This is a genomic window from Yersinia sp. IP36721 (assembly GCF_003634395.1).
GTDB lineage: Bacteria > Pseudomonadota > Gammaproteobacteria > Enterobacterales > Enterobacteriaceae > Yersinia > Yersinia entomophaga.
This window is the reverse complement of the sequence record NZ_QCZL01000004.1, coordinates 65060-90160: the sequence shown is the minus strand read 5'-3', so window position 1 is coordinate 90160 and position 25101 is coordinate 65060. Positions and strand designations below refer to the sequence as shown.

Here is a 25101-nt window from a genome sequence, read left to right as displayed (position 1 = left end):
CTAACCCCGGTCAACCGGGGCTACTCTATGGCCGCTAAAATGACTTTATGGTGCTCCAGCACCCACTTTTTATTCAGCGGCCCCCAGCTTTCCAGGCAGTAAAAACCGTCATTATTTCTTATCCCGTCCTGAACAAAGGTTAAAGTGACGCCCAGCCCCGGCAAGGCTTTCAACACGTCCTGCAAGGTGCGCCGCGGCCAGCCGGTTAACGCCATTAATCGCGGCACATTGGGCTTATCACTTACACTAAGTAACCAGCACAGATAAAGTCGCCGGGCGAATACCGGATTGAGTTCCATAGTTATATCCTGTTTAAAGATACTATTTTGGTTCAAGGACGTTCTCAGGCGACATTGCTGTTCGACGCCAAACCGCCGGACATCAATCTGCGCGATGAGAAATAACCTCTGGATATCGCGAGTTATGAGCAATAAGGCAGCAAAAAAAAGCGACCTTGTGTTTTTTTACACTATCTCCTTTTTTTCTCCACGTTTCATCACTGATTCACACGTAAAGTAGCGACAGATTCACAAAAGTAATATTTTTCCTATTCCAGTGATAAGGTCACGCTTAACGAGGTTCCCGCTACATGGCAAATTTCTTCATCGATCGCCCCATTTTTGCATGGGTGTTAGCGATAATTCTCTGCCTGACCGGGATGTTGGCCATTTTCTCTTTACCCGTCGAACAGTATCCTAATCTGGCTCCGCCAAATGTGCGGATTTCTGCCAGTTATCCGGGTGCGTCGGCTCAAACGCTCGAAAACACCGTCACTCAGGTAATCGAACAGAGCATGACAGGCCTGGACAACCTGCTGTATATGTCCTCCCAGAGCAGTAATGCCGGGAGTGCCAGCGTCACGCTGACTTTCCAGGCCGGCACCGATCCAAATGAAGCCATGCAGCAGGTGCAGAACCAGTTACAGTCTGCGGTTAAAAAGTTACCGCAGGATGTCCAGCAACAAGGGGTTAACGTCTCTAAATCTGGTGATAATACCCTGATGATGCTCGCGTTTGTCTCTACCGACGGCAGCATGGATAAACAGGATATTGCCGATTATGTGGCCAGTAACCTGCAAGATCCAATCAGCCGTATTGAAGGCGTCGGCAGCGTGGATGCCTTTGGTTCCCAATATGCTATGCGCATTTGGCTCGATCCTTCCAAGCTGACTAACTACCGATTAACCACTCAGGATGTCGTGGATGCCATCAAATCCCAGAACAGTCAGATTGCCGTCGGGCAGCTTGGCGGTACGCCTTCGGTGGATAATCAAGCACTGAATGCCACCATGAACGCTCAATCCCAATTGCAAACCCCAGAACAGTTCCGTGAAATTACCCTACGGGTGAATCAAGACGGCTCATTGGTGACCTTAGGCGATGTCGCAAAAGTTGAGCTGGGTGCAGAGAAATATGATTATCTCAGCCGGTTTAACGGGCAGCCCGCGTCGGGAATGGGTATCAAACTGGCCTCTGGTGCCAATGAATTACAAACCGATAAGCTCGTGAAAGCGCGTATTGCCGAACTGGCTCCGTTCTTCCCCCACGGGCTGGAAGCCAAAATCGCTTACGAAACTACCCCTTTCGTACAAGCCTCAATCAAAGACGTAGTCAAAACCCTGGTTGAAGCGGTGCTATTGGTGTTTCTGGTTATGTATCTGTTTTTACAAAATTTCCGTGCTACTTTAATTCCGACCATCGCCGTTCCGGTAGTGTTATTGGGGACGTTCGCCATTTTGTCGGCTTTCGGGTTTAGCATTAACACCCTCACCCTTTTTGCCGTGGTATTAGCCATTGGGCTGTTGGTAGATGACGCCATCGTGGTGGTGGAAAACGTCGAACGCGTCATGAGCGAAGAAGGACTGCCACCAAGAGAAGCCACACGGAAATCTATGGGGCAGATACAAGGGGCGTTAGTCGGTATCGCACTGGTGCTTTCAGCGGTATTTATCCCTATGGCCTTCTTTGGCGGCACGACCGGCGCGATTTACCGTCAGTTCTCTATTACTATCGTTTCTGCCATGGTTCTGTCGGTTTTAGTCGCTCTCATCCTGACGCCAGCGCTGTGCGCCACCTTACTCAAACCGGTCGTAGCCGGGCATCATCACGGTAAACGTGGATTCTTTGGCTGGTTTAACCGTATGTTTGACCGCAATGCGAAACGCTATGAAAACGGCGTCGCTCGGGTTTTACATCATAGCCTGCGCTATATCCTGGTTTATTTACTCTTACTCGGCGGCCTGGCGTTTTTATTCCTCAAGTTACCGACTTCGTTTTTACCGCAGGAAGACCGCGGCGTATTTATGGCTCAGGTTCAGTTACCCGTCGGTTCCACTCAGCAACAAACGCTGAAAGTAGTGGAAAAAGTGGAGAATTACCTCCTGACGGAAGAAAAAAATAACGTGCTATCGGTGTTTTCTACCGTGGGTTCAGGCCCCGGCGGTAACGGGCAAAACGTTGCTCGCCTGTTTGTCCGTTTGAAAAGCTGGGATCAGCGATCCAACAGTCAGGATTCTTCTTTTGCCATTATTGAGCGGGCAACCCAGGCTTTTAAAAAAATTACTGAAGCCAAGGTTTCAGCCAGTAGTCCCTCAGCAATTTCAGGTCTGGGCAACTCCTCTGGCTTTGATCTGGAATTGCAGGACCACGGCGGTCAAGGGCACGATAAATTAATGGCCGCGCGGGATGAACTGTTACAGCTAGCGGCCAAACAGCCAGAGCTGACGCGAGTTCGTCATAACGGTCTGGACGACAGCCCGCAGCTGCAAATCGATATCGATCAACGCAAGGCTCAGGCACTGGGCGTATCGCTGGATGATATTAATAACACGCTGAAAACCGCCTGGGGCTCAACTTATGTGAATGACTTTGTCGACCGCGGACGGGTGAAGAAAGTTTACGTTCAGGCGGAAGCTACCGCTCGAATGCTGCCGGAAGACATCAATAAGTGGTATGTCCGGAATAATAGCGGCGGCATGGTGCCTTTCTCTGCCTTTGCCACTACCCGCTGGGAATTTGGCTCGCCGCGTCTCGAGCGTTACAACGGTTATTCCGCACTGGAAATTGTCGGGGAAGCCGCCCAAGGCGTCAGTACCGGCGCTGCAATGGACATCATGGAAAAGCTGGTGAGCCAGTTGCCGAATGGTTTCGGGCTGGAATGGACAGGCATGTCCTATCAGGAACGCCTGTCCGGTTCACAGGCTCCGGCGCTTTACGCTATCTCGTTATTAGTGGTGTTCCTGTGTCTGGCAGCGCTGTATGAGAGCTGGTCTATTCCGTTCTCCGTTATGCTGGTAGTGCCTTTGGGGGTGATTGGTGCCGTCGCGGCGACCTGGATGCGCGGGCTGGAAAACGATGTGTATTTCCAGGTCGGATTGTTGACTATCATCGGGCTATCGGCCAAAAACGCCATTTTAATAGTCGAGTTTGCCAATGAATTAAATAACAAAGGCAAAGATCTGGTTCAAGCCACGCTGGAGGCCTCGCGTCAACGCCTCAGACCTATTTTGATGACTTCATTGGCCTTTATCTTCGGCGTATTGCCTATGGCTATCAGTCAGGGCGCAGGCTCTGGCAGCCAGCACGCTGTGGGTACCGGCGTCATGGGCGGCATGATTTCAGCGACGGTTCTAGCCATCTTCTTCGTGCCATTATTCTTTGTTTTGGTTCGCCGTCGTTTCCCGGGAAGGCCGATTCGTGGGAGCCAGCCTAATCAGGCTGATGAGCACTAATTCTTTATTCATTCACAATGATTGCGCCAATCGTTCACTATTTCAGTGAATTGATTGGCGCCACATCTTCAGAAAAAAATAACGATATTGTATGAGTGAATGATTAATCAATATTAAATTTTCCTTAACAATCCCCTGCTAAATTATTTCCTAATAAATAGAGGAAGTAATACATTCAGCGGAGAAAACCACATTATTAATGTCGACTAAAAAGTTATTGTTATTTGATAAGTTATTCATCGGATAACGTGAATAATATTGACGACATCTAAAATAGCTTTCATATCAAACGTGCCGTGACCCAAATAAAAAAGGCAGATTCTTTGAGAACCTGCCTTTTTGCGAGCGAGTCACTCGCTCCCTGGATAAATCTAAGTCATACAAAATAGCATCAACCGCTATTACTCATTTATCGAATTATGCCTTACGCAGCATTGACTCGATAAACTCTTTCCATGTGTTTAACTCTACATCAACCATAATGTCCTCTCTAATAACCGCCGTGATTATACGATTAGTTTTCGAACAAATAAAGGCGAAATAATAGACTGATCCTTTAGGATATAATTTCGTTGGCGGAGATATTGAAATAACTCAGGTTATTACACATGCAGGCTTGCCTGTTTCAGCCCGACGGAGTAGCGTGCGGGTTATTCTCACATTAACGCGCCATATGCCATGAAACACACCATAGATTCTCTGGAAAAACTGGGCCGTTATGACGATGCCATGACTTTGGCATTCAAATTACTGGTTGAAGATCCCCATAACGGTAGCCTGCTGCATAAAATTGCCTCGTTGTACGACGTTCAGGGTTTAGAAATGCAGGCGATTCCATTTTATCTGACCGCCATTGACAACCATCTGGCCGCAGAAGAATTACAGGCAGTTTATCTGGGATTAGGCAGTACCTACCGTACTCTGGGTCTATATAAAGAATCGCTGGATGTATTCGAAAAGGCATTAACGCAATTCCCTGATGCCAAAGAGATAACGCTATTTCGCGCCATGACGTTATATAATCTGGGCGAAACCAAAGACGCTGTCGCCTCATTGCTATTGCTTCTGGCAGAAACCTCTAACCATAAAGAAATCAGCCTATATCAACGGGCAATTCGACAGTACGCAGCAGACTTGGATCGGATTGGCTGATGCAGAGAATAAATGGCTAATCTAAGAAACGCCACCCGCAACGGGGTGGCAATTGCATTATTTCTGACTCAGTTTAATTAACCGTAGAGTTGAGAATAAACGCATTTTATCATTATCATTCAAATTCATCTGATGCACGATATCCATAAAACGTGGCCGTTCGCTCTGTTCAATGGTTTGACCGGAAGCCAGTAGCGAATAAATTTCTGCGATCAATTGCTTACTTAAATTGGCGATTTCAGGCCGGATTTTATCTAGGCTGCGTAGTTCCCATCCCTTTGCCGGTTTAGATAACCACTCGGCCCGATAACGATATTGAATCGCCTTAGCCGCATCCATCGAAGCGATAAAGAAGGGTTTAATCGATTCAGGATCAATCCCCTTTCTTTCAGCCTCATCCATCACCTGCTGCAATACCCGTTTTTCCTGCGCTAAATCTTCAATGGGCAGATGATGGGCGGCCTTATAGCCCGCGACATCTTTCATATAAGATAAACGCTGATCAATCAGCGAAAATACGCCATCTGGCCCGGCAGCACTGGCTGTAAACATCGTCATACAACATCCGAAAAAAACACAAAAGCGTAATATTCCCTGCATATTAATATCCCTATCTAAACAAGCACCGAAATAAGGATCTACGTTATCAGGACATAAACTGAAATGGCAACCCTCTCCGGCTCAACCTGCGCGAAATACCCCATTGAGGGAATACGACAATAGCCGTCTGGATTCACAGGGCATTTTGCCGCATTATGTGATGTAGCCTAAATCCGAGGTTCCATACAACTTTTGGGTTTACCCGCACTCATTTGCCCATAATTTTGTAGAGGCCATTGTTATTTATGTCAGATAGCCCGGAAAATCCCCCAATTAGCCTCTATGGCATTAAAAATTGCGACACGATTAAAAAGGCCCGCCGCTGGCTGGAAGACAACGCGATTCCCTATAGGTTTCACGATTACCGCGTTGACGGATTAACCGATACGCTTTTGCAAGGTTTTATCGAACATTTAGGCTGGGAATCCCTGCTGAATACTCGCGGCACCACCTGGCGTAAACTGGATGAAGCGCAGTGCGCCGCCGTGGTCGATGCGCATACCGCCAAGGCTCTAATGCTGGAACAACCGGCAATCATTAAACGCCCGGTGCTGGAAGCGGCAAACGGCGGCATTTTGCTCGGTTTCAAACCTGAGAGCTATCAACAGTTTTTTGCAGAGGTGCGTTAAGATGAGCTGCCCCGTTATTGAACTTGCCCAACAGTTAATCCGTCGCCCCTCTCTCAGCCCAGAAGATGCCGGTTGTCAGGAGATGATGATCCAGCGCCTACAGGCGATTGGTTTTACCGTCGAACCGATGAATTTTGGCGATACGCTAAATTTCTGGGCGTGGCGCGGTGAAGGCGAAACCCTGGCTTTTGCCGGCCATACCGATGTGGTGCCCACCGGCGATGAAAGCCATTGGACTAATCCGCCGTTCGATCCGGTCATTCGGGACGGTATGCTTTATGGCCGTGGTGCTGCCGACATGAAAGGTTCACTCGCCGCAATGGTAGTGGCCGCTGAGCGTTTCGTCGCCGCTAATCCGAATCATAAAGGGCGTCTGGCCTTTATGATCACCTCCGATGAAGAAGCGAAGGCGATTAACGGCACGGTGAAAGTGGTCAACACGCTGATGGCACGTAACGAGCGGCTGGACTATTGTCTGGTTGGTGAACCATCCAGCACTGAACGCGTCGGTGACGTGGTGAAAAATGGCCGCCGCGGGTCAATCACCGCCAATCTGCGTATTCATGGCGTTCAAGGTCACGTCGCTTATCCTCATCTGGCGGATAATCCGGTGCATCGCGCGATGCCTGCATTGCAGGAACTGGTTACCACTCAATGGGATGAAGGCAACGAATTCTTCCCGGCGACCAGTATGCAAATTGCCAACGTGCAAGCGGGAACCGGCAGCAACAACGTTATCCCAGGCGAACTTTACGTTCAGTTTAACTTCCGTTTCAGCACCGAATTGACCGATGCGCTCATCCGGCAGCGTGTCGAAGCTTTGCTGGAGCGCCATCAACTCAATTACAGCATCGATTGGGTGCTTTCCGGTCAGCCGTTCCTGACCGCACGCGGAGCTTTAGTGGATGCGGTGGTGAACGCGGTAGAGTTGTATAATGAGGTGACGCCTCAACTATTGACCACCGGCGGCACCTCCGATGGGCGTTTTATCGCACTGATGGGCGCACAGGTGGTTGAACTAGGCCCGGTTAACGCCACTATTCACAAAGTAAATGAATGCGTTAACGCGGCTGATTTGCGGTTACTTAGCCGCATGTATCAACGCATTATGGAGCAATTGATCGCATGATGACCCCGGAAATGCTGACCGGCAAAACCTGTGAGCATCTGGTTCCGCTCAGTGGGAATCACCGTCTGCAACCTCAGGCCGTAAAAGCGTTTCTCGCTATGCAGCAGGCGGCTAAAGACGCTGGTCTGAATCTGCAACCCGCTAGTACCTTTCGGGATTTTGAACGACAATTAGCAATCTGGAATGGTAAATTCCGCGGTGAGCGGCCAGTATTAGATCACAACAGCCAGCCGCTGGATATTTCAGGAATGAGTGCGGGCGAACGCTGTGAGGCCATTCTGCGCTGGTCAGCATTACCGGGTGCCAGTCGTCATCACTGGGGCAGCGATTTGGATATTTACGATCCGACCCTGCTGCCCGAAGGGGAAAAACTACAGTTAGAGCCTTGGGAATATGAAGCTGGCGGATATTTTTATTCTTTAACCCAATGGCTTAGCGCCAATATGGCCAATTTTGGCTTCTATCGCCCCTTCGTTGAAGACAGCGGCGGCGTAGCGGTAGAGCCATGGCATTTAAGCTACCGACCATTGGCGGACCAGGCTGAGCATTTACTCACGCCAGAACTGCTGCTTGAAGCCTGGCAACAACAGGACGTTGCCGGTATTGAGTGGCTTGCCAGCCATTTACCACTGGTATTCTCGCGTTTCATATCCACAACCAAAGGAGTGCGCCCATGCAATGGTTAGCAGATTACTGGTGGATTGTACTGATCCTGCTGGTAGGGATTATTTTGAATGGGATCAAAGAGCTGCGTCGGCTCGACCATAAGAAGTTTTTGAGCAATAAGCCGGAGTTACCGCCACACCGAGATAATAATGCTCAATGGGACGACGACGATGACTGGCCGGATAATAAGAACAAAAAGTAGCCTGCGATCATTCTTTATATAGGATAAAACAGCTAGCGTTCTGATTATTAAGCATAAAAAAGGGCAAGCGCGATATTCTCAGACGCTTGCCCTATTTTTTTGGCAGCTTATCGGAAAGCGATGAGTTCACCGCGTTTACCGGACAAAGCCTCATCCCAATAATGCTGGGGCACATAGTAACGCAGGCGTTCCAGTGCGGAATCCATCATGCCCTGATTAATCGCATGGCCATTATCTTCCTCCAAATCTAGCGTGACATCTGCGCCTAAAGTGGCTAAACGAGTCGCCGCCGCTTTACTTTGTTCAACGTTGATAACATTGTCATCTTCGCCGTGAATCAGATGGATAACCGTATCTTTTGGCGCCTGCTCCGGCAAGGTAGCAAAACGTCCACTAAATGCCACTACTCTCCCAGCCAGTTGAGGTTCCGCTTTAACCGCTTCGAGGGACATAATTGACCCTTGAGAAAAACCGACCAGCGCCGTGGCCTGCGCGCCCAGTCCGCTTTGTTGCTGCCAGTGGCGTACCACCGCGACAAACTGCGGTAAAACTTCATCAATACGTGCCTGCCGGTTATCTTCCGTTATACCCTGCACGGAAAACCATTGGCGTCCATTAACCAGGCCGCTGGCGAAAGGTCCGCCGATACTGACCACCAGCGCCTGCGGGAATTCTTTAGCAAAATAGCTGCCGATCTGCCCCATATTGACTGGATTATCTCCTACACCGTGAAAGAGCAAAATCAGCTGCTCAGCCGGTGTCGCGGGGCTTTGTACAACGAAATGCTCGTGGTTCATAGGATACTCCTTAATTCAATAAATACTGGCTCTACGGAGCCGAAAAGGTGCCCCTGTATTCAGGTAGCGATAGAAATACTATACGCCGCTGCGACGAGATGAATATCGGGTTTTCTTGAATGAGTTATTCCATTTATTGCAATGATGGGAATGGCATGGCGCTCTGATAACGCCCGCAGGTGAATCTAGCTCTGGCTCGCCGGACTAAGATCAAAACCTACTCCCCCTTTACCCTTTCCTGCCACCGACCCGTCAACGCCACATCCCATTCACTCAATCCAAGCGCAGTTTCTTCCCGCCAACGGGCAACCAGCGCTTTTCGTCCGCTAAGTTTCAGGTTTTGGCTAATCTCCGCAGTAGACACCCCTTCCTGTAAATATTGTCGCAATGCCGGTAGCGGCAAAATACTGTGCAGTAACAATCGGTTCAACGCCGCCAGACTGGCTTCTATCGGGCGGAAACCAAAGGCAAATCCAGCCAGTTCCTGCCAGTCATTTTCATCGAGAGCCGTATCTGCGCAATCGGGGAAAGGCAACGTCAAATCTATCCAACGACGCAACCAGCGCCAGTCGCGAGCCAGTTGCTCCTTTGCCGCCAAACATAGTGCTACCGCGTCAGATGTTAACGGTAAAATTCCCATTGCTGCGTAGCAACCGCTGCTTGCCTCTTTATGGCTACCGATTCTCACCAGTTCAAAACCGCAGGACTGCCAGAATTGCCATAAATCCTCGGTAAAACCAAAACTGACGGAGAGAAAATCCACACCTTGATCTTTTGCCCGCCGAGTTTCTTCAGCGATAATTTGTCGCGCAATGCCCTCACGCCGCCGTTGCGCCAGCACTGCAACCCGACTCACCCGACGAGAACGCAGCGTCGGCGCCCACCACAGTCCTCCGTGAGCCGCCAGAGACTGCGCTACCAAGCTGCCTCGCGGCCTACGCCGTCCCGCCCAAACTTCCCAAGCTAATTCCGCCGTTAATCCACCTTCATCCACCAACCATAACGCGCCAATCACCTGCCCAGCACTCACCGCAGCGGAAAAATGCATTCCCGGCGCGTCCATCAAACGTCGTAAATCCAGCGGAGAAGTTCGGTAATGAGCGCTACATAACAAACCATAAAACTCGGCTAAAAGATCGGGATCGTTGAGCCAATCCTGCTGCTGGCAACGACGGATCGTTACCAAACCGGCTGAGTCAGTGGCGATCGGATCGGTAAACAGCAACGCGCGGTCCAAACAATTTTCTAACGGATCGTTATTTGCCCAACGAATAGGATCTTTTAAAGTGAAACCTTGCCAGTGAGGTAACGACGCGCAGAACTTCAGCAAAAATCCACGTCCAGTACCTTCATAACCCTGTACGGTACTGATCAATAATACACGTGGGAAATGAACTAACATGGCGGATAGCTGCGGCGTCGGGATCGCAGCGGCCTCATCGACAATCAGCCAGTCTGCGTCATGATTGGCTTCAGTTTCAAGGTGTTGCAATAATGCATCCGGAGCCCAGAATTGTGCTTTTCTATCGCCGCAGTGATTGAGTATTTCAGTGGCTGACCGAGTCGGCCCCGTAACCCAACAGGCACCTGGCCACTGGTTTACCAGCATTCCAGCCAGCGTCGATTTGCCACGGCCACGAGGCGCGGTCACAACCCAAATATCAGCCTCAGAACGCAACAGCGCATACAAAATCGCCCGCTGCTCTTGAGTAGGCGCGCCCGTTGCCGGTTGCCAGGTTGCACGCTTGGCAAACTGCGGCGGTTGAGCCACCTGATGTTGCCGCCACACTATGGTTTCCGCATCAGCCAACATATGCCGTTGCAAATGACGAATGAAATTCGGCGTGGCAATCGGCTGCGTAAGCTCGCTCCAGCGCAGGCTGTCTTCATCCGGCTGCATTGGCCAGTTTTCCCACTCTGGCACCAGCAAAACCAACCAGCTTCCCGCCTGCAACGTTCCAGCCAAAATCGCCAACGCATCGATATTCAACCCTTGGGTAGCATCGAAAAAGCCGTGCAGGCGTTCCTGTCCCAATAAGGTTTTTGCCGATAATGGAGCAATCATTTCAGCGGAATCCGGCCCCTGTTCAGCCAGCCAAACGCCACTGCCTAATCGCTGATACAGCGCTTTCGCCTGTTGGCGGCTCCAGTCAGCGCAACCGCTCAATACCACCAAACGGCGTATGCCCTGCTGCACCATCTGCGGCTGTAAGGCAACCAGAGTGTCAATCACGTTATTGTTTACCGATAACCAGTGACAGCAAGCCAGCGGCGATTAACGGGCCAACCGGCACACCTTTAAACAGCGCTACGCCCAATACTGTGCCGACTAATAGTCCGGCGACTACCGAAGGCTGATGCGTCATCAAAGACACCCCGCGCCCACCCAGCCAGGACACTCCGATACCGACAGCTATCGCCAGAATCGATTTCCAGTGAACAAAGGAGTTAAGTACCTCGCTGGCGCTAATTCGTCCGCTGGCGATAGGCGTCATCACACCAATAGTCAGAATCAGTATCCCTATGGTTAAACCGTATTTTTCCACTAGCGGAAAATACTGGTTCAACGGCGTAATACGGATGGCCAGCAAGGTTAAAATCGCCAGCGTTACCGTCATGTTGTGACTGATAATACCCAACGCAGCCAATCCCAGCAGGATTAGCAATGTAGGATCGAGTGTAGCCATGGTCATCCCTACCTTTTAGTCAAAGTGCAATGTAGTCAAAAAGTAAAATATTCAAAAAACAAATGCCGGTCGCTAATGCGCCGGCAAGGATCGGAGAATCATGCTGTCACGCAGCGATGAAGTATTTTAGCGGCTGGCGAAAGTGTTACAACTGTTTGGGTCACCGCTGTCAAAACCGCGCTTGAACCAAGTGTAACGTTGCTGGGATGTGCCGTGGGTAAAGCTATCCGGCACCACTCGCCCCTGACTCTTTTGCTGAAGACGATCGTCGCCGATGGCCTGCGCAGCATTGAGAGCTTCCTGTAAATCACCCTCTTCCAGTACCTGTTGCTCATCCATCGCTTTGCCCCACACGCCGGCAAAACAATCGGCCTGGAGTTCCATCTTCACGGAAAGGCGGTTAGCTTCAACCTGAGAGGCCCCCTGCTGTTGCTGGCGTACTTTGGCATCAATCCCTAACAAATGTTGAACGTGATGCCCTACTTCATGAGCAATAACATAAGCCTGAGCAAAATCACCGCCAGCACCCAGCTTATTTTTCATCTCTTCGTAGAACGATAAGTCGATATATACGGTGCTGTCCGCCGGGCAATAGAATGGCCCCATAACCGATTGCCCAGTACCGCAACCGGTACGCGTTGCGCCGCGATACATCACCAGTTTCGGATCCTGATAGGTTTTGCCCATCTTCTGGAAAATAGGTTTCCAGGTATCTTCGGTATCGGCCAGCACAACCTTGGTAAACTTGGCCATTTGCTCATCTTTCGGGCTAATTGGCGCACTGGATTGCTGGGTGGTTTGCTGCGTCGGATCGCTGCCGTTGAGCAACGGCGTGAGATCCACACCGTAATAACCGGCTACCAGCACCACAATCAGGATTACCAGCCCGCCCTTGCCTCCAATCGGTGGGCGAAAACCACCGCCGCCACCAGATGAAGCTCCCCGACGATCTTCCACATTGTCACTTTCACGACGACCTTGCCAACGCATAGCTTTACTCCAGAACAGACTTTCCACTCATCGTAGAAAATCATATGGATGAATACCATTAAAAATAGTGTCGTAAGAAAGAAATGGCAGGATTTTAATCAAAAACACAGAAATAGAGGGGAGAAACGAACGCTCTCCCCTGATTAACGAGATTGGAAAAACAACGTAATCGATTGCGCGGTTAGTCTAATTTAACGCCGATACGGTGCGCAACTTCCTCGTAGGCTTCAATCAAACCACCCAGACTTTGACGGTAACGGTCTTTGTCCATCTTATTCAGGGTTTTCTTGTCCCACAGGCGGCTGCCATCCGGAGAGAACTCGTCGCCCAACACCACTTCGCCGTTGAACAAACCGAACTCAAGTTTGAAGTCCACCAAAATCAGACCGGCGTCGTCAAAGATTTTGCTCAGTACGTCGTTCGCTTTGTAGCTCAATTCTTTCATACGAGCCAAATGCGCTTCGCTAGCCCAGCCAAAGGTTGCACAGTAAGATTCATTGACCATTGGGTCATGCATGGCATCGTTTTTCAGAAACAAATCATACAGCGGCGGGTTCAGTTCCAGACCTTCTTCAATGCCCAGACGCTTAACCAAAGAACCGGCGGCACGGTTACGAATCACGCATTCTACGGGAATCATATCCAACTTTTTCACCAACACTTCGGTATCAGAAAGCAGGCGCTCCATTTGGGTCGGGATACCGGCTTCTTGCAGTTTGGTCATAATGAAATGGTTAAACTTGTTGTTGACCATGCCTTTACGATCGAACTGCTCAATGCGCTGACCATCCAGTGCTGACGTATCGTTACGGAACTCCAGTACCAACAGGTCAGGATTTTCGGTGGTATAGACGGTCTTCGCCTTCCCACGATACAACTCAGCTAGCTTTTGCATCTTATTACTCCAATAGTGTGACAATCTTTGATAAAGAATGACTATGTTGACAAAACTGGCATTAACAAAACGAATGTTAACAAAATTAACTTTACCTACAGAGCCGCGCCGCATCGTTCCAGCACCGCCCGATATAGCTAATAAACACAAAGACAAAAGGGGCCGAAGCCCCTTTGTTTAGTTTGCGCTCGTCTGGCTGAACGCGGCCTGCAACACCGCCACCAACGCATCGTTCTGCGATTGGCTTAAGGTATGGCCCTTAGGATCAATAAACTGCAAGCTGCTGCGGTTATCAAGATCGCCGACCTGAAGTTTGTAATCGCCTTCTTTCAGCTCCGGATCTTTCGCACCCAACGCATCCCAGCTACTGCTGCTCATAGATTTGTAGGTCACGGCCACGGTACCCTGTGGACGGCTGCGGTCGCTCACTTTCATGCCCATTTTCTCCAGCGCAGCTGGTAGACGTTCCCACAGCGTGGCGTAAGGTACACGGACGATCAGGTTCGGCAAGCCGGTATCGTCACTGCCGCTTTGAACATCCAGAGAACCCACTTTGCGAGCGGCCTGATTGTTTTCAGCGTCGGTACGGACTTTATCCAGACCTTCAATAATGGTGTTCAGCATTGCGCCGTTATAACGCTGAATAGCGCTATATTCGGTGACGGGTTTCCCCCCCTGCTGCAGTTCCAGTGATTTCACCACCAGCGACAACTGATAACCCTGCTCTACGACGCTCACCTGATAGCGGCCTTCGAACTGCACGTCTTCATCGCCGCGGCTCCACTTGATCCAGTCGGTAGTCAGCGTTTGATTCGCATCCTGACGGCTGGCAACCGGCAGATTCTTATCCTGAATCACGCGGGTGACCTGGCTCCAAAGGTTACGATTCTGCGGGCTACTTTCTAACAACAGCTTGCTGGTATCGCTAGTATATTCCGTGCGCGAACCGCTCAACAGCGCCAACGGCTGCACCGGAGGACGAATGTCCAGAGCCTTGCCGACGTTGCCAGTAGAACGAACTTCACGAATATCAAAATCACCGTTTTGCAACGGCAGAATCATACCAGCAGGTGCGTTAAGCGGCTTGAGCGCCGGCGCATCGAGATAGGCTTCATCTCCGCTAACCTGACGTTTATAGCGTTGATCCGTTGTACAAGCTGCCAGCAGCATGACCAACGAAACACCCACAACCTTTGCCACCATCGACTTTTGCAATGATATTGCCATCAAATTTCCCTAAGAGTTACAGCAAACCGGCGCTTTTCAACGCTTTTTCCACTACCAGCTTGGCAGGGTCAGTCAGCGGCGTCATCGGCAGACGCAGAGTGTCATTTGCCATCAACCCCAGCGCCTTACAGGCCCATTTCACCGGAATTGGATTTGCTTCTACAAATAAATGCTGATGCAACGGCATCAAGCGTTGATTTAAACGGCGTGCTTCAGCGAAATCGCCTGCGGCCGCCAAGGCACAAAGCTGTGCCATTTCACGGGCTGCTACGTTCGCAGTCACCGAGATAACGCCTTTACCACCCAGTTGCATAAAGTCCAGCCCGCTGGCATCGTCGCCGCCTAGCAGGATGAAATCTTCATCATCAACCAGCACTTGGATCTGACTTACCCGCGATAAGTTCCCCGTGGCTTCTTTTATCGCAACAATATTCTTAATTTTAGCTAAACGTGCAACCGTTTCCGGTAACATATCGCAACCGGTACGCGAAGGCACATTATAGAGAATCTGCGGCAAATCGGTACTTTCAGCAATAGCTTTAAAATGCTGGAACAAACCTTCCTGCATCGGACGATTATAATACGGCGTAACGGTCAAACAGCCAACGACGCCCGTATTGTTAAAACGTTTAGTAAGAGAAATGGCTTCCGAGGTAGCATTTGCGCCGGTTCCTGCAATGACCGGAATACGGCCATCGGCCAGATCCAAAGTCATCATCACCACATCCGCATGCTCGTCGTGATTCAACGTTGCAGACTCACCCGTCGTGCCGACGGAGACAATAGCGGCAGTTCCACTGGCCACATGATAATCAATCAGTTTTTTAAGGCTCGCACGATCGACAGCACCTTTGTCGTCCATCGGCGTTACCAGCGCAACTATACTTCCCGTAAACATCGGCCATCTCCTCCACAAACAAGTTCCTCATGGTACTTTTGACCTCTATCCAAAAGCAAGTAAACAACTGTGTTGTAAGCGCTTGGCAGCAGGTTTTTTTTATGTTTACCATGGTAACCCCATAGAGCGACACAGGAAGAGCGACTTTGCCGCAGCTTGATGAACATTATCTGGTCATAACCGCACTGGGTGCAGACCGCCCAGGTATCGTAAACACTATCACCCGCCATGTGAGCAGTTGCGGTTGTAATATTGAAGATAGCCGCTTGGCGATGTTCGGTGAAGAGTTCACATTCATCATGTTGCTCTCCGGTAGTTGGAACGCCATCACTCTGATTGAGTCCACTTTGCCGCAGAAAGGGGCCGAGCTGGATTTACTGATTGTGATGAAACGCACTAACGCGCAGGATCAGCAAGCCATGCCTGCTACCGTCTGGGTAAAGGTTGAAGTTAAAGATTCCCCACATATTATTGAGCGATTCACTAACCTGTTCCATTGTCACAATATGAACATTGCGGAACTGGTCTCAAAAACCCAGCCGGCAGAGGGCAATAATTCGCCTTTGCTACATATTCAGATCAGCGCCCACAGCCCTGCCAGCCAAAACAGTTCTATTATTGAACAAGCTTTTCATCAGCTATGTACAGAACTCAATGCGCAGGGCAGTATTAGCGTTGTGAACTACCCACAGCATGACGACCGAATGGAGAGTTAGTAATGAGCCCATTGAAAGCCGGTGATATTGCGCCAAAATTCAGTTTGCCCGATCAAGACGGTGAGCAAATTAGTTTGGCCGACTTCCTTGGACAACGCGTATTGGTTTATTTCTACCCGAAAGCGATGACGCCGGGTTGCACCGTCCAGGCCTGTGGCCTGCGTGACAACATGGATACATTGAAAAACGCCGGTGTAGAAGTGCTAGGTATCAGTACCGATAAACCCGAGAAACTTTCTCGCTTTGCAGAAAAAGAGTTGCTGAACTTCACTTTGCTTTCTGATGAAGATCATCAGGTTGCTGAACAGTTTGGCGTGTGGGGCGAAAAGAGCTTCATGGGGAAAACCTATGACGGCATCCATCGCATCAGTTTCCTGATTGACAGCGAAGGTAAGGTCGAACACGTGTTCGATAACTTCAAAACCACCAATCACCACGATATCGTGATGGCTTACCTACAGCAAAATGCCTGATTTGTCTGCCAACAAATAGGATTCAGATAAAGTAAAAGAGCGCCCAGGCGCTCTTTTTTATGGGTAATATTGGGTATTCGCCGACATTAATCAGCGTCAGGAATAAACTCTTCTGGCCAGGCATGAATCACCGCTTTCACCAGCGTCGCTAAAGGAATCGCGAAGAATACGCCCCAAAACCCCCACATTCCGCCGAAAATAATCACGGACAGAATAATGACCAACGGATGCAGATTCACCGCTTCCGAGAACAAAATTGGCACCAGCAGGTTGCCATCCAGCCCCTGAACCACCAGATAGGCCACGATGAGCGTCCAGAAATCGGCACCGATACCCCATTGGAACAGCGCCACCAGCACCACAGGAATAGTGACAATCACCGCGCCAATATAGGGAATCAGCACCGAGAAACCCACCAAAACCGATAACAGCAGCGCGTAGCGCATATCCAGGATAAAGAACACCAGATAGGTAGCAATACCCACAATCACCATTTCCATCACTTTGCCGCGAATATAATTGGTAATCTGTTGGTTCATCTCTTTCCATACCTGCCCCGCCAGGCCACGGTTACGTGGCAATACCCGGCGCACCGCATTCAGCATCTGTTCTTTATCTTTAAGCAGGAAAAACAGCATCAGCGGCACTAAAATCAGATAGATAGCCAATGTCAGCAGGCCAACTATCGAAGCCAGCGAGAATTTAACGACCGAGTCTCCCATGCCGGAAAGCTTACCGCGCATATTTTCCGCCATCATATCCACGATGCCAGCATCCACCAGTGCCGGGTAGCGTGACGGTAGGGTCTGAGCGTACGCATTGAATTGATTCAACATTTTCGGCATATCCGAAATCAGATTAATCCCTTGCTGCCACGCGGTCGGCGCAACCACCAACACCAACAGCATGGCGATACCGCCAAACAAAATCAGCACTATACTGGCCGCCCACAGTCGCGAACAGCCGATGCGTTGCAAACGAGCCGTTGGCCACTCCAGCAAATACGCCAACACAATAGCCACCAGCAGCGGAGCTAAAATGCCGCTGAAAAAATAAAGAATGCAGAATCCGGCCAGTAAAATAACCAGCAATGCAATGACTTGTGGGTCAGTAAAACGTCGGCGATACCACTGTAATAACATCTCTAACATCAGAGATTGCTCCTTGAAAACCATGACGAACCTGCGAAATACAGGTTTCTTTTGCGGCCCTTTAAGCACAGGGGAGAGCATTAATGAGTAAAACTAAGAATATTGCTAGGCAAAAGTTCCATTGTGCTGGCGGGCTAGCTAAGATAACAGACAATCTCGACACAAAGCCAAGGACAGAGCTTTTGAGATTTCTGATCGCTTATTTGTGATCCAACACGCGTTCGTGATGATTGTACTGGAGAGCAGAGCAGGGAAGAAGAACTCTTACGCATCACAGGCGTCAAAATCGTCATTACCTCAGTAGGGGCAGTCTCGTTTATGACACGTCTGTTAAGTAAAACAGTGATCGCCACATTGCTCACTACCCTGCTCTATTCTGGGATCGCGCCCGTTTCTGCCGAAACGCCGCAGGATCTGTTACCGGATATCGGCACCACCGCCGGCGGCACTCTCAGTATTAATCAGGAGTTGGCGATGGGCGATTTTTACGTCCGCCAGATGCGTGCCAGCACGCCGCTGATCGCCGATCCACTACTGACTCAATATATCAATCAGTTGGGAAACCGACTGGTGGCCAACGCCAACTCGGTGCGCACCCCTTTTCACTTCTTTATCGTCAATAATGATCAACTGAACGCCTTTGCCTTCTTTGGCGGCAACGTGGTGCTCCACTCGGCGCTGTTTCGCTATACGGATAACGAAAGCGAACTCGCATCGGTGTTGGCCCATGAGATTTCCCATGTAACTCAACGCCATTTGGCGCGTGCGATGGAAGAACAGCAGCGAATGGCTCCGCTGACCTGGGTGGGCGTACTGGGTTCGATACTTTTGACCATGGCCAGCCCGCAGGCCGGTATGGCAGGGCTGAGCGGCACGCTGGCGGGTACCCAGCAGGGTATCATCAGCTTTACTCAGGGTAACGAACAGGAAGCTGACCGCATCGGTATCGTGGTGTTACAGCGCGCCGGCTTCGATCCGCAGGCCATGCCGAACTTTATGCAGAAACTGGCGGATCAATCACGCTATGCCTCCAAACCGCCGGAAATGCTGCTGACTCACCCCTTGCCGGATAGCCGTCTCTCCGACGCACGTAACCGCGCCAGCCAAATGAAGCCGCACCCAGTGGCCTCATCACAGGATTATCTGTTTGCCAAAGTCCGTATTCTGGGGATGTATGGTTCCACCGAGTACAGCCTTAGCTCGGATTTGCTGGACACGCTAAGCAAAGGCACCACGCGGGAACAGCTCGCGGCCAAATACGGTCAGGCAATCTTGTTCTATCAGGCTAAGAAATATGATAGCGCCCGTAATGTGCTGCAGCCATTGCTGACCCAACAGCCAAACAATATCTGGTTTATCGATTTAATGACCGACATTGATTTGGGGCAGAATAAAAACGCGCAGGCGATTGCCCGGTTAGAGAAAGCCATTGCCAGCCAAAATAACGAGCCAGTCTTACAGCTTAACCTCGCCAATGCTTACGTACAGGGCGAGCAGCCAGCGGCGGCTAGCCGAATTCTGTATCGCTACACTTTCGCCCATCCGAACGATCCCAACGGCTGGGATTTGCTGGCTCAAGCCTCTGCAGCACAAGGTTTGCGAGATGAAGAACTCTCTGCGCGGGCAGAAAGTCTGGCGCTGAGTGGCAAACTACCACAGGCGATTGGCTTACTTGGCGATGCCAGCGCACGGGTAAAATTGGGCAGTCTGAAGCAGGCGCGTTACGATGCTCGCATCGACCAATTGCGCCAATTGAACGAACGTTTTCGTAAATACCAGAAATCCTGATGCGTTTAGGATGATTTTTTCAAGGAATGTAATAATGAACAACGTCACGATTTACCATAACCCGCGCTGCTCCAAGAGCCGTGAGACTCTGACTTTGCTGGAACAACGAGGCATTACGCCACAGGTGGTGCTGTATCTGGATACGCCGCCAAGCGCTGCAACGTTGTCAGAACTGCTGCAACAGCTGGGTTTCAGCGATGCCCGACTGCTAATGCGTACCAAAGATGAGTTATATAAAACGTTAAATCTGGCCGATAGCAGCCTGTCTCAAACGCAACTGTTGCAAGCCTTGGCGAATAACCCAAAACTGATTGAACGCCCGATCGTTATTCATCAGGGTAAGGCGCGACTGGGTCGCCCGCCGGAGCAGGTGCTTGAGATTTTATAATCCATTGAGATAGGTAACGATATTCAGTACAAGAATGGGCACCTTTCGGGTCCATTCTCGTTCAGTCGCTACAGCCCGAGAATATCTTTTACGAAAGGAATCGTCAGCTTACGCTGAGCAGTGATAGAGGCACGATCCAACTGATCCAGCGTCATAAACAAAGTGCGCATTTCCCTATCCAGTCGTTTCAACAGAAAACGGCCCACGTCTTCCGGTAGTTCAAATCCACGTAGTTTTGCTCGCAGTTGCAACGCCTGGAGTTTTTCATCGTCAGAGAGCGGCTGAAGCTTATAGATTTGCCCCCAATCCAGGCGAGAAGCCAGATCCGGCAAACGCAAATTAAGCTGACGCGGTGGCCGATCGCCAGTGATCAACAAACGAGTGCGTCCGGTTTCAACAATGCGGTTATACAGATTAAACATCGCCATTTCCCACTCATCGTCACCAGCAATACATTCGATATTATCGATGCAAACCAGCGCCAACTGTTCCATGCCATCCAGCACTTCAGGGACAAAATAGGCGCGCTTATCCAGCGGCACGTAGCCGACGGCTTCCCCTTGCTGCGATAGTTCGGCGCAGGCTGCATGGAGTAAATGACTACGTCCGCCGCCTTCTCGCGACCAAAAGTAGATATAACTACCGTGAGACTGATGAACAGCAGCCTGAATCGCAGCTAATAGGGATGGGTTCTCCCCCGGATAAAAACTCGCAAAAGTTTCATCATCGGGAAGATAAAGTGGCAGTGAAAGCTGTGCCGGCGTATTCAGAAGCACCTCAACCAAAACGGGCAAGAAAACCGAGAGAGCTTACCACAAAAATCAAAAGCTTCATAAAAACCATTTAGATCCTGAAAAAAGCGCCAAAGGGATCAATCTCGCCTTTCCCTGATATCACTGGCCGGTACCGCCGAATAATCCCTCAGTGGCACCGGCACTTAGCTACTATTTCGCCGCTTGGTCTTCGGCAGATTCAATCACTTCTTCATCTTTCTGGATCAGGCTAAAGACTTTAAACAGCAGACTCAGGCCAATCCCCACCACCGTTGCTAACGCCATACCTTTTAGCTCGGTCGCGCCGATGTTTATCTTCGCGCCGCTAACGCCAATGATCAGGATCACCGAGGTCAGGATCAGGTTTTGCGCTTTGTTGTAGTCAACTTTAGATTCAATCAGTACACGAATACCGGATGCGGCAATCACGCCGTACAGCAGCAGGGAAACGCCGCCCATCACTGGAACAGGCACCGCCTGAATTGCCGCAGCCAGCTTGCCCACGCAAGAAAGCATAATTGCCAGAATTGCCGCGCCGCCGATCACCCAGGTGCTGTAAACCTTGGTAATGGCCATCACGCCGATATTCTCACCGTATGTGGTGTTTGGCGTAGAGCCGAAGAAACCGGAGATCACCGTGGAAATACCGTTGGCAAACATCGAACGATGCAGACCAGGATCGCGGATCAAATCTTTTTTAACAATATTCGCCGTCACGACCAAATGGCCGATATGCTCGGCGATCACGACCAATGCCGCCGGTAGGATCGTTAAAATGGCAAACCACTCAAAACGCGGAGTATAGAAAGTCGGTAAGGCAAACCAGTGGGCTTCCCGAATGGGCGTTAAATCCACCACACCCATGCCGAACGACAGCGCGTATCCTACCAGCACGCCAATCAGAATCGGGATAATGGCAAAAAAGCCGCGGAACAATACTGAACCGAGAATAGTCACACCCAGGGTTACCATCGAAATAATGATGGTCGTAGAATCCGCCGTCGCGCCTGCCGCTGGCAGCAATCCAGCCATACCGGCCGCAACCCCTGCCAGTTCAAGCCCGATAACCGCCACAATGGCTCCCATCGCCGCCGGTGGGAATAAGACGTTCAGCCAGCCAGTCCCCGCTTTTTTCACAATCATTGCAACCAAGCAAAATAAAACGCCGCACATAATAAATCCGCCCAGCGCCACTTCGTAGCCCAATGGCAATAACAGTAATACCGGTGAAATAAACGCAAAGCTAGAACCGAGATAGGCCGGAATTTTACCTTTACAGATAAATAAATACAGCAGCGTACCGACGCCGTTAAACAGCAATACCGTAGCCGGGTTAATTTTAAACAGAATAGGAACTAAAACGGTGGCACCAAACATGGCGAACAGGTGTTGAAAACTCAAGGGAATCGTTTGCAATAACGGCGGACGTTCGCTGACCCCTATAGTGCGACGGCTCATCTTCTCTATCCTCTGACTAGGTGATTGATATTCTTAGGCTGCGGAGCAAAAAAAAGCCGACTTCTCAGTCGGCTGGTAAAACTATTTAGTACCAAAAATCTTATCACCGGCATCACCCAAACCTGGGATGATATAACCCTGTTCATTCAATCCCTGATCGATGGAAGCGGTGTATAGCTCAACGTCCGGATGAGCGGCTTCCAGTGCAGCAATACCTTCAGGTGCAGCAACCAGAACCAATACTTTAATACTCTGGCAGCCCGCTTTTTTCAGCAGATCGATGGTTGCAATCATAGAACCACCGGTCGCCAGCATTGGATCAACCACCAGCGCCATGCGCTCGTCAATGTTCGAAACCAATTTTTGGAAATAAGGAACCGGCTTCAGGGTTTCTTCATCGCGGTACACGCCGACAACGCTGATACGCGCGCTAGGAACATTTTCCAGCACGCCTTCCATCATGCCCAGACCGGCACGCAGAATAGGCACAACGGTAATTTTTTTCCCTTTAATCTGTTCAATTTCAACCGGGCCATTCCAACCATCAATAGTGACCTTTTCGGTTTCCAGATCGGCGGTCGCCACATAGGTCAGCAAACTACCCACTTCAGAAGCCAGCTCACGGAAGCGTTTGGTGCTGATGTCATTTTCACGCATCAGGCCAAGCTTATGTTTTACCAGCGGGTGTTTCACCTCAACGATCTTCATTATTTTTCTCCTATTAAGGCGGTTGACGGCCAAAAAAATCGCGAGATTATACCGCCTTTTTTTTTGAACGCCACAACCAATAGCCTGATTCAGATCAATAGAAACTGGATCTTAATTCTAGAACATGGAAAACAACGACTCCATCACAAGCCACTCGCAAACGTTTGCCTAGACTGTTAGAATTGCCGCGTTTTCTTCCAAAGCTCAAACAGCCAACCTCCGTGGGGACCTCGCAGTGACCGACAAAACCTCTCTCAGCTATAAAGACGCAGGTGTAGATATCGATGCCGGCAACGACCTTGTTGATCGCATTAAAGGCGTAGTAAAACAGACTCGTCGTCCGGAAGTTATGGGTGGATTGGGTGGATTTGGTGCCCTGTGTGCATTACCGCAAAAATACCGTGAACCTATTCTTGTTTCAGGCACCGACGGCGTTGGCACCAAGCTGCGTCTGGCGATGGACCTGAAACGTCACGATACCATTGGTATAGATTTAGTCGCGATGTGCGTTAACGATTTGGTCGTTCAGGGCGCAGAGCCGCTGTTCTTCCTCGATTATTTCGCTACCGGAAAACTGGATGTGGATACCGCAGCCAGCGTGATTACCGGTATTGCCGAAGGCTGTAAACAGTCTGGCTGCGCGCTGGTAGGCGGCGAAACCGCTGAAATGCCGGGCATGTACCACGGCGAAGATTACGACGTTGCCGGTTTCTGCGTTGGCGTTGTCGAAAAATCCGAAATTATCGACGGCAGCAAAGTGGCTCCCGGCGACGCACTGGTTGCGTTAGGCGCCAGCGGCCCGCATTCCAACGGCTACTCTCTGGTACGTAAAATTCTGGAAGTCAGCAAAACCGATCCTGAGCAAACGCACTTGGCAGGCAAATCTCTGGCGGACCATTTGCTGGAACCAACAAAAATCTATGTAAAATCTATCCTTAGTCTGATCGAGCAACTGGAGATTCACGCCATTGCCCACCTGACCGGCGGCGGCTTCTGGGAAAACATCCCACGGGTTCTGCCAGAAGGCACGCAGGCGGTAATCGATGAATCCAGTTGGGAATGGCCAGCAGTATTCAGCTGGTTGCAGCAGGCCGGCAACGTGAGCCGCCACGAAATGTACCGCACCTTTAACTGTGGCGTGGGTATGGTTGTCGCCTTACCTGCCGAACTGGCAGATAAGGCGGTTGAACTGCTGACCGCTTCCGGCGAAAAAGCATGGAAAATCGGTACGATTGCTGCATTGCCAGAAGCAGCAGAGCAGGTTGTCATCAATCCGTAACGGATCAACAAAAAGACGGATAGCGGTAGCTTCTATGAAAAAAATCGTGGTTTTGGTTTCTGGTCAAGGCAGCAATCTGCAAGCTCTGATGGACGCACAGCAACAAGGGCGACTGGCGGGTACGATTTGTGCGGTTTTCAGTAATAATCCGCAGGCTTACGGTCTGGAGCGCGCGACGCAGGCCGCGATTCCTGCTCATGCGCTAGATGCCAAAACTTTCCCTGACCGTGTCAGCTTTGATTTAGCGCTGGCTCAGGCTATTGATGCCTATCAGCCGGATTTGCTGGTGCTAGCTGGCTATATGCGCATCCTTAGCCCGGAATTCGTACAGCATTACGCTGGTCGAATGCTGAATATCCATCCATCGCTGCTGCCTAAGTATCCGGGTTTGCACACTCACCGTCAGGCTATCGAAAACGGGGATACGGAACACGGCACTTCGGTGCATTTCGTGACCGAGGAACTGGACGGCGGGCCGGTTATCTTACAGGCAAAAGTGCCCATTTTTTCTGAAGATAGCGAAGATGATGTGATTGAGCGAGTGCAGGCGCAGGAGCACAATATCTATCCGTTGGTGGTCAGTTGGTTTACCGAAGGACGATTGGAAATGCGTGAGAACGCCGCCTGGTTGGATGGTAAAAAGCTGCCCTTACAGGGTTACGCAGCCGACGAATAAAAGCTACTGCCGGTTTTATGCTAAAAGGGCCATGTGATATGGCCCTTTTTTGATCCCAACGTTCCAATGTTGTTTTCTGGCCGCCGGTA

Annotated in this window: 25 protein-coding genes; 12 read left to right on the top strand and 13 right to left on the bottom strand. The window is 50.4% G+C overall.

Translation table 11 applies throughout. The features are described 5' to 3' along the window. Positions 1 to 20: 20 nt before the first annotated feature. The gene (locus DBA33_RS05505) at positions 21 to 299 is read right to left on the bottom strand and encodes a helix-turn-helix domain-containing protein (protein ID WP_064516974.1); all 279 of its coding nucleotides are present in this window, start codon (positions 297 to 299) and stop codon (positions 21 to 23) included. A 290-nt stretch (positions 300 to 589) separates the two neighbouring features. Between DBA33_RS05505 and acrD the strand changes: the two genes are divergently transcribed. Then, complete coding sequence (gene acrD / locus DBA33_RS05500; RefSeq protein WP_120805827.1) at positions 590 to 3730, top strand: multidrug efflux RND transporter permease AcrD; 3141 nt, start codon at positions 590 to 592, stop codon at positions 3728 to 3730. 678 nt (positions 3731 to 4408) lie between these two features. Beyond that, positions 4409 to 4882, top strand: a complete 474-nt coding sequence (locus tag DBA33_RS05495) for a tetratricopeptide repeat protein (RefSeq protein ID WP_120805825.1) — start codon at positions 4409 to 4411, stop codon at positions 4880 to 4882. A gap of 57 nt (positions 4883 to 4939) precedes the next feature. Here DBA33_RS05495 and DBA33_RS05490 read toward each other — a convergent pair whose 3' ends face one another. After that, positions 4940 to 5482, bottom strand: coding sequence for a chorismate mutase (locus tag DBA33_RS05490; protein ID WP_064516968.1), 543 nt, complete (start codon positions 5480 to 5482; stop codon positions 4940 to 4942). 245 nt (positions 5483 to 5727) lie between these two features. Here DBA33_RS05490 and DBA33_RS05485 point away from each other — a divergent pair, with 245 nt between their 5' ends. From DBA33_RS05485 to DBA33_RS05470, 4 genes are read left to right on the top strand one after another with little or no spacing between them, the layout of a single operon-like run. Further along, the gene (locus DBA33_RS05485) at positions 5728 to 6111 is read left to right on the top strand and encodes an ArsC family reductase (RefSeq protein WP_120805823.1); all 384 of its coding nucleotides are present in this window, start codon (positions 5728 to 5730) and stop codon (positions 6109 to 6111) included. 1 nt (position 6112) lies between these two features. Continuing rightward, on the top strand, positions 6113 to 7240 hold the full coding sequence (gene dapE, locus DBA33_RS05480) for a succinyl-diaminopimelate desuccinylase (RefSeq protein ID WP_120805821.1): 1128 nt from the start codon (positions 6113 to 6115) through the stop codon (positions 7238 to 7240). 11 nt (positions 7241 to 7251) lie between these two features. Further along, positions 7252 to 7926 (top strand): M15 family metallopeptidase, encoded by a 675-nt coding sequence (locus DBA33_RS05475; RefSeq protein ID WP_064518487.1) that lies wholly within the window; start codon positions 7252 to 7254, stop codon positions 7924 to 7926. Further along, complete coding sequence (locus DBA33_RS05470; RefSeq protein ID WP_064516962.1) at positions 7914 to 8108, top strand: YpfN family protein; 195 nt, start codon at positions 7914 to 7916, stop codon at positions 8106 to 8108. The genes DBA33_RS05475 and DBA33_RS05470 overlap by 13 nt, the downstream gene beginning before the upstream one ends. Before the next feature lie 107 nt (positions 8109 to 8215). Here DBA33_RS05470 and ypfH read toward each other — a convergent pair whose 3' ends face one another. The 7 genes from ypfH to dapA all read right to left on the bottom strand — a co-directional run bounded on the left by ypfH (position 8216) and on the right by dapA (position 15602). After that, complete coding sequence (gene ypfH / locus DBA33_RS05465; RefSeq protein WP_064516960.1) at positions 8216 to 8905, bottom strand: esterase; 690 nt, start codon at positions 8903 to 8905, stop codon at positions 8216 to 8218. Positions 8906 to 9122: 217 nt separating this feature from the next. Further along, positions 9123 to 11138 (bottom strand): GNAT family N-acetyltransferase, encoded by a 2016-nt coding sequence (locus DBA33_RS05460; protein ID WP_064516958.1) that lies wholly within the window; start codon positions 11136 to 11138, stop codon positions 9123 to 9125. Position 11139: 1 nt separating this feature from the next. Further along, positions 11140 to 11592 (bottom strand): DUF441 domain-containing protein, encoded by a 453-nt coding sequence (locus DBA33_RS05455; protein WP_064518484.1) that lies wholly within the window; start codon positions 11590 to 11592, stop codon positions 11140 to 11142. 126 nt (positions 11593 to 11718) lie between these two features. Beyond that, positions 11719 to 12582 carry a neutral zinc metallopeptidase gene (locus DBA33_RS05450; protein WP_120805819.1) on the bottom strand — a complete coding sequence of 288 codons (864 nt, stop codon included), beginning with the start codon at positions 12580 to 12582 and terminating at the stop codon, positions 11719 to 11721. 181 nt (positions 12583 to 12763) lie between these two features. Continuing rightward, positions 12764 to 13477: a phosphoribosylaminoimidazolesuccinocarboxamide synthase gene (gene purC / locus DBA33_RS05445; RefSeq protein ID WP_064516954.1), complete on the bottom strand. Its 714-nt coding sequence runs from the start codon at positions 13475 to 13477 to the stop codon at positions 12764 to 12766. A gap of 177 nt (positions 13478 to 13654) precedes the next feature. Beyond that, positions 13655 to 14704, bottom strand: a complete 1050-nt coding sequence (gene bamC, locus DBA33_RS05440) for an outer membrane protein assembly factor BamC (protein ID WP_064516952.1) — start codon at positions 14702 to 14704, stop codon at positions 13655 to 13657. A gap of 16 nt (positions 14705 to 14720) precedes the next feature. After that, entirely contained in the window at positions 14721 to 15602 is an 882-nt protein-coding gene (gene dapA / locus DBA33_RS05435) for a 4-hydroxy-tetrahydrodipicolinate synthase (protein WP_049596881.1), read from the bottom strand. A gap of 146 nt (positions 15603 to 15748) precedes the next feature. On the opposite strand from dapA, the gene DBA33_RS05430 reads away from it, so the two are divergent. Together DBA33_RS05430 and bcp are read left to right on the top strand one after the other, a co-directional pair. After that, a complete protein-coding gene (locus DBA33_RS05430; RefSeq protein ID WP_064516950.1) occupies positions 15749 to 16318 on the top strand; it encodes a glycine cleavage system transcriptional repressor in 570 nt (189 codons plus the stop codon). Between the two features lie 2 nt (positions 16319 to 16320). Beyond that, entirely contained in the window at positions 16321 to 16791 is a 471-nt protein-coding gene (gene bcp, locus DBA33_RS05425) for a thioredoxin-dependent thiol peroxidase (protein WP_064516948.1), read from the top strand. Positions 16792 to 16877: 86 nt separating this feature from the next. Here bcp and DBA33_RS05420 read toward each other — a convergent pair whose 3' ends face one another. Further along, positions 16878 to 17942, bottom strand: a complete 1065-nt coding sequence (locus tag DBA33_RS05420) for an AI-2E family transporter (RefSeq protein WP_064516946.1) — start codon at positions 17940 to 17942, stop codon at positions 16878 to 16880. A 318-nt stretch (positions 17943 to 18260) separates the two neighbouring features. On the opposite strand from DBA33_RS05420, the gene DBA33_RS05415 reads away from it, so the two are divergent. Both DBA33_RS05415 and arsC read left to right on the top strand, forming a co-directional pair. Beyond that, positions 18261 to 19730, top strand: coding sequence for a M48 family metallopeptidase (locus DBA33_RS05415; protein WP_064516944.1), 1470 nt, complete (start codon positions 18261 to 18263; stop codon positions 19728 to 19730). 34 nt (positions 19731 to 19764) lie between these two features. Then, entirely contained in the window at positions 19765 to 20118 is a 354-nt protein-coding gene (arsC, locus tag DBA33_RS05410) for an arsenate reductase (glutaredoxin) (RefSeq protein ID WP_064516942.1), read from the top strand. 68 nt (positions 20119 to 20186) lie between these two features. Here the strand turns inward: arsC and hda are convergent, their stop codons facing one another. From hda to upp, 3 genes are all read right to left on the bottom strand, one after another. Then, entirely contained in the window at positions 20187 to 20894 is a 708-nt protein-coding gene (hda, locus tag DBA33_RS05405) for a DnaA inactivator Hda (protein ID WP_049597169.1), read from the bottom strand. A gap of 168 nt (positions 20895 to 21062) precedes the next feature. Then, positions 21063 to 22349, bottom strand: a complete 1287-nt coding sequence (gene uraA, locus DBA33_RS05400) for a uracil permease (protein WP_064516940.1) — start codon at positions 22347 to 22349, stop codon at positions 21063 to 21065. Between the two features lie 81 nt (positions 22350 to 22430). Beyond that, the gene (gene upp, locus DBA33_RS05395) at positions 22431 to 23057 is read right to left on the bottom strand and encodes a uracil phosphoribosyltransferase (protein ID WP_120805817.1); all 627 of its coding nucleotides are present in this window, start codon (positions 23055 to 23057) and stop codon (positions 22431 to 22433) included. 235 nt (positions 23058 to 23292) lie between these two features. Between upp and purM the strand changes: the two genes are divergently transcribed. Both purM and purN read left to right on the top strand, forming a co-directional pair. Next, positions 23293 to 24336 (top strand): phosphoribosylformylglycinamidine cyclo-ligase, encoded by a 1044-nt coding sequence (gene purM / locus DBA33_RS05385; protein ID WP_064516936.1) that lies wholly within the window; start codon positions 23293 to 23295, stop codon positions 24334 to 24336. 34 nt (positions 24337 to 24370) lie between these two features. Further along, complete coding sequence (purN, locus tag DBA33_RS05380; RefSeq protein ID WP_064516934.1) at positions 24371 to 25012, top strand: phosphoribosylglycinamide formyltransferase; 642 nt, start codon at positions 24371 to 24373, stop codon at positions 25010 to 25012. Positions 25013 to 25101 lie beyond the last annotated feature (89 nt).

What these genes read in the sequence shown, in the direction of transcription:
- DBA33_RS05505 (WP_064516974.1), bottom strand. Translation starts at nt 299, where the DNA reads ATGGAACTCAATCCGGTATTCGCCCGGCGACTTTATCTGTGCTGGTTA.
- acrD (WP_120805827.1), top strand. Translation starts at nt 590, where the DNA reads ATGGCAAATTTCTTCATCGATCGCCCCATTTTTGCATGGGTGTTAGCG.
- DBA33_RS05495 (WP_120805825.1), top strand. Translation starts at nt 4,409, where the DNA reads ATGAAACACACCATAGATTCTCTGGAAAAACTGGGCCGTTATGACGAT.
- DBA33_RS05490 (WP_064516968.1), bottom strand. Translation starts at nt 5,482, where the DNA reads ATGCAGGGAATATTACGCTTTTGTGTTTTTTTCGGATGTTGTATGACG.
- DBA33_RS05485 (WP_120805823.1), top strand. Translation starts at nt 5,728, where the DNA reads ATGTCAGATAGCCCGGAAAATCCCCCAATTAGCCTCTATGGCATTAAA.
- dapE (WP_120805821.1), top strand. Translation starts at nt 6,113, where the DNA reads ATGAGCTGCCCCGTTATTGAACTTGCCCAACAGTTAATCCGTCGCCCC.
- DBA33_RS05475 (WP_064518487.1), top strand. Translation starts at nt 7,252, where the DNA reads ATGCTGACCGGCAAAACCTGTGAGCATCTGGTTCCGCTCAGTGGGAAT.
- DBA33_RS05470 (WP_064516962.1), top strand. Translation starts at nt 7,914, where the DNA reads ATGCAATGGTTAGCAGATTACTGGTGGATTGTACTGATCCTGCTGGTA.
- ypfH (WP_064516960.1), bottom strand. Translation starts at nt 8,905, where the DNA reads ATGAACCACGAGCATTTCGTTGTACAAAGCCCCGCGACACCGGCTGAG.
- DBA33_RS05455 (WP_064518484.1), bottom strand. Translation starts at nt 11,592, where the DNA reads ATGGCTACACTCGATCCTACATTGCTAATCCTGCTGGGATTGGCTGCG.
- DBA33_RS05450 (WP_120805819.1), bottom strand. Translation starts at nt 12,582, where the DNA reads ATGCGTTGGCAAGGTCGTCGTGAAAGTGACAATGTGGAAGATCGTCGG.
- purC (WP_064516954.1), bottom strand. Translation starts at nt 13,477, where the DNA reads ATGCAAAAGCTAGCTGAGTTGTATCGTGGGAAGGCGAAGACCGTCTAT.
- bamC (WP_064516952.1), bottom strand. Translation starts at nt 14,704, where the DNA reads ATGGCAATATCATTGCAAAAGTCGATGGTGGCAAAGGTTGTGGGTGTT.
- dapA (WP_049596881.1), bottom strand. Translation starts at nt 15,602, where the DNA reads ATGTTTACGGGAAGTATAGTTGCGCTGGTAACGCCGATGGACGACAAA.
- bcp (WP_064516948.1), top strand. Translation starts at nt 16,321, where the DNA reads ATGAGCCCATTGAAAGCCGGTGATATTGCGCCAAAATTCAGTTTGCCC.
- DBA33_RS05420 (WP_064516946.1), bottom strand. Translation starts at nt 17,942, where the DNA reads ATGTTAGAGATGTTATTACAGTGGTATCGCCGACGTTTTACTGACCCA.
- DBA33_RS05415 (WP_064516944.1), top strand. Translation starts at nt 18,261, where the DNA reads ATGACACGTCTGTTAAGTAAAACAGTGATCGCCACATTGCTCACTACC.
- arsC (WP_064516942.1), top strand. Translation starts at nt 19,765, where the DNA reads ATGAACAACGTCACGATTTACCATAACCCGCGCTGCTCCAAGAGCCGT.
- uraA (WP_064516940.1), bottom strand. Translation starts at nt 22,349, where the DNA reads ATGAGCCGTCGCACTATAGGGGTCAGCGAACGTCCGCCGTTATTGCAA.
- upp (WP_120805817.1), bottom strand. Translation starts at nt 23,057, where the DNA reads ATGAAGATCGTTGAGGTGAAACACCCGCTGGTAAAACATAAGCTTGGC.
- purN (WP_064516934.1), top strand. Translation starts at nt 24,371, where the DNA reads ATGAAAAAAATCGTGGTTTTGGTTTCTGGTCAAGGCAGCAATCTGCAA.